The organism is Streptomyces prasinopilosus, from assembly GCF_001419695.1.
Taxonomy (GTDB): Bacteria; Actinomycetota; Actinomycetes; order Streptomycetales; family Streptomycetaceae; genus Streptomyces; species Streptomyces prasinopilosus.
The window spans coordinates 1-2,783 of sequence record NZ_LIRG01000838.1; the positions used below are offsets into that span (position 1 = coordinate 1).

Here is a 2,783-nt window from a genome sequence, read left to right on the forward strand (position 1 = left end):
GGGGACCGCGGGGCTGCTGATGCGGTGACGCCGGACGGGGCGGCGGGAGCAGTGGGAGGCGGGTGGTGCGGAGGGCCTCAGAACTCCTCGAGGCCCTCCGTCGCCAGGCGGCGCAGGACCGTGCCGCAGCGGCGGGCGTAGGCCTGCTGCAGCCCGCGCGCGGCCGGGCCGGCCGCACGGGTGTACCACCTGGCCGGCCTGCTGAACGCCGAGACGGTCAGCCACACCGTCCCGTCGCCGGTGCGGTCCACGACGAAGGACTCCTCGCCGCACTCCGGATGGCCGGGCAGCGTGCCGTAGGCCCAGCCGGCTCTGCGGTGCTCCTCCACCGTCCAGACCACCCGGCAGGGCGCCCGGACCACTCCGGCGAGCGTGACGGTGACGTCGACGCCGGGCGCCGCACGGTCGGCGGAGGCGTCGAAACCGACTCCCAGGGCCCGGTGCAGCTCCCAGGTGAGGACCGCCTCCGCACCCTGGCGGAAGACCGCTTCGCCCTCGCCGAGGCGGGTGCGGACGTGCAGGGGATGGAAGCCGGGAGGGCAGGAACCCGGTTCGCGGGTCGCGCCGACGTGGTCGTAGGTGAAGTCCGCCGAAGACATGGGACCCAAGAGTAGGGCGGTCCGCGGGACCCGTGACGCCGGGGCGCCCGCGCCGGAGTCCGATCCTCCGGCGCGGGCGCCCCTTCACCCGTGCGGCGGGCCTGCGGGAGGGCGGGCCCTCAGCCGTTCGGGCGGCCGGTGCCCCGGGCCTTTTGCCCGCCCGGGACCGCGGCCTCAGCCGGCGGCGCGGGCGCCGACGTTGACGGCGGCCCAGGCGTTCTGCACCGCCTTGTACTCGGCGCTGCTCGTGCCGTACAGCTCACCGGTCGCCGCCAGGGTGCCGGTGCGGGCGCCGGCGTAGTTGGTGGTCGAGGTGAACTTGGTGGTCAGCGCGCGGAACCAGATCTTCTCCGCCTTGGCGCGGCCGATGCCGGTGACCGGCAGCCCGTCCGAGGTGGGCGAGTTGTAGCTGACGCCGTTGATGGTCTTGGCGCCGCTGCCCTCGCTCAGCAGGTAGAAGAAGTGGTTCGCGGGGCCCGAGGAGTAGTGCACGTCGATCGAGCCGAGCCCGGAGTACCAGGAGTCCTTGGACGAGCCGTCCTTGCTCGGCTTGTCCATGTAGCGCAGCGGGGTGCCGTTGCCCCGGATGTTGATCTCCTCGCCGATGAGGTAGTCGCCGACGTCCGAGGGGTTGTTGGCGTAGAACTCCACGGTCGCGCCGAAGATGTCGCTGGTCGCCTCGTTGAGGCCGCCGGACTCCCCGCTGTAGCGCAGGCCGGCGGTGTTCGAGGTGAGGCCGTGGGTCATCTCGTGCGCGGCCACGTCGATCGAGGTGAGCGGGTTGGCGTTGCCCGACCCGTCGCCGTAGGTCATGCAGAAGCAGCTGTCCGACCAGAAGGCGTTGACGTAGTTGTTGCCGTAGTGGACCCGGGAGTAGGCGGCCACGCCGTTTCCGCGGATGCCGTTGCGGCCGTGCACGTTCTTGTAGTAGTCCCAGGTCAGCGCGGCCCCGTAGTGGGCGTCGGCGGCCGCCGACTCCAGGTTGGACGCGGTGCCGTTGCCCCAGACGTCGTCGGAGCCGGAGAACAGCGTGCCGGTGCCGGAGGTGCCGCGGTTCAGGTTGTAGGTCTTGTGGTTGCCGCGCGCCCCGTCGGTGAGGTTGTACGACGTCCCGGACCGGGTGGTGGTCAGGTCGACGGTGCCGCTGTAGACGGTGTGACCGGTTCCGTTCTGGACGGCCTGCCACTCGTACAGCTTCTCGCCCGTGGTGGCGTCGGTGACGACGTGCAGCTCCTGCGGGGTGCCGTCGTGCTGGAGTCCGCCGACGACCGTCTCGTAGGCGAGGACCGGTGTTCCGTCCGCGGCCCAGACGACCTTGCGGGGTGCGCCGTCGACGTCGGGGCTCTGGGCGTCCTCGGCCTTCGCGGCGGCCAGCGCCTGCCGCTCCGCCTTGCCGGCGGATATCGCGGCCGTGGTGGTGGCGGGCTTCACCGCGGTCCGGGTGGCCTTGACGACCGACTCGGTCTCGCCCGGCCTCTCGCCCTGCACCACGAGGTCGCCGCCGAGGACGGGCAGGCCGTCGTAGGTGCGCTCGTAGCGGACGTGGACGGTGCCGTCGCGGTCCTTGAGGACGTCACGGACGACGAGTTCCTCCTTGGCGCCCAGGCCGAGGTCCTCGGCGGTGGCCGCCCTGGTGGCGTTCGCCTCGCGGATCAGCTCGGCGCGCTGGGCGGGGGTGAGCCGGACCGACTCCGCGGCGGGCTTCGCCCCGGCGGCGGCCGGGGCGGGGTCCGGGGCCGCGGTGGCGCTGCCGGCCTGCACGGCCGTGGCGACCAGGGCGGCGACCCCGGCGAGGGCGACCGCGGCGGTGCGGCGCGTGGAGAGGGGGGTGCGTCTGTGGGAGGAGCTGCTTCTCAACACTGACTCCTTCTGCGGGCCGCGGGCTGTGCGGCCGGGGGAGACCGGCCGGCTGGTGAGCCGGCCGGGCAGAACAGGGCGGCGCGCGGTACCGCGCGCCGCTGTGCTGGAGCGGCGGCCGGGGCACGGCGGTGCGGTGACGCGGTGGGGTTGCCGTGCGGGGGCCGTGGGAAGAGTGGCAGGCGACCGCGGTTGTTGTCAGGACCGCGTCATAAACTTGGCCGAAAACGGTCCGTTGTCCGGGAGTTCGGGTTCGATTAACGGAGCGTTGCGCACGCGTCACGGGGGCTGGCGGTGCACGTGCCCGGCACCGCCGGCCCCCGTGAC

The 2,783-nt window shown here is 73.3% G+C and carries 2 protein-coding genes; both read right to left on the bottom strand.

Annotated elements, in window-relative coordinates; all coding sequences use genetic code 11:
- Positions 1 to 77: 77 nt before the first annotated feature.
- Positions 78 to 599, bottom strand: coding sequence for a DUF1990 domain-containing protein (locus tag AOK18_RS27295; RefSeq protein WP_055696063.1), 522 nt, complete (start codon positions 597 to 599; stop codon positions 78 to 80).
- Between the two features lie 174 nt (positions 600 to 773).
- On the bottom strand, positions 774 to 2,456 hold the full coding sequence (locus AOK18_RS27300; protein ID WP_167738751.1) for a M4 family metallopeptidase: 1,683 nt from the start codon (positions 2,454 to 2,456) through the stop codon (positions 774 to 776).
- Between the last annotated feature and the right edge of the window lie 327 nt (positions 2,457 to 2,783).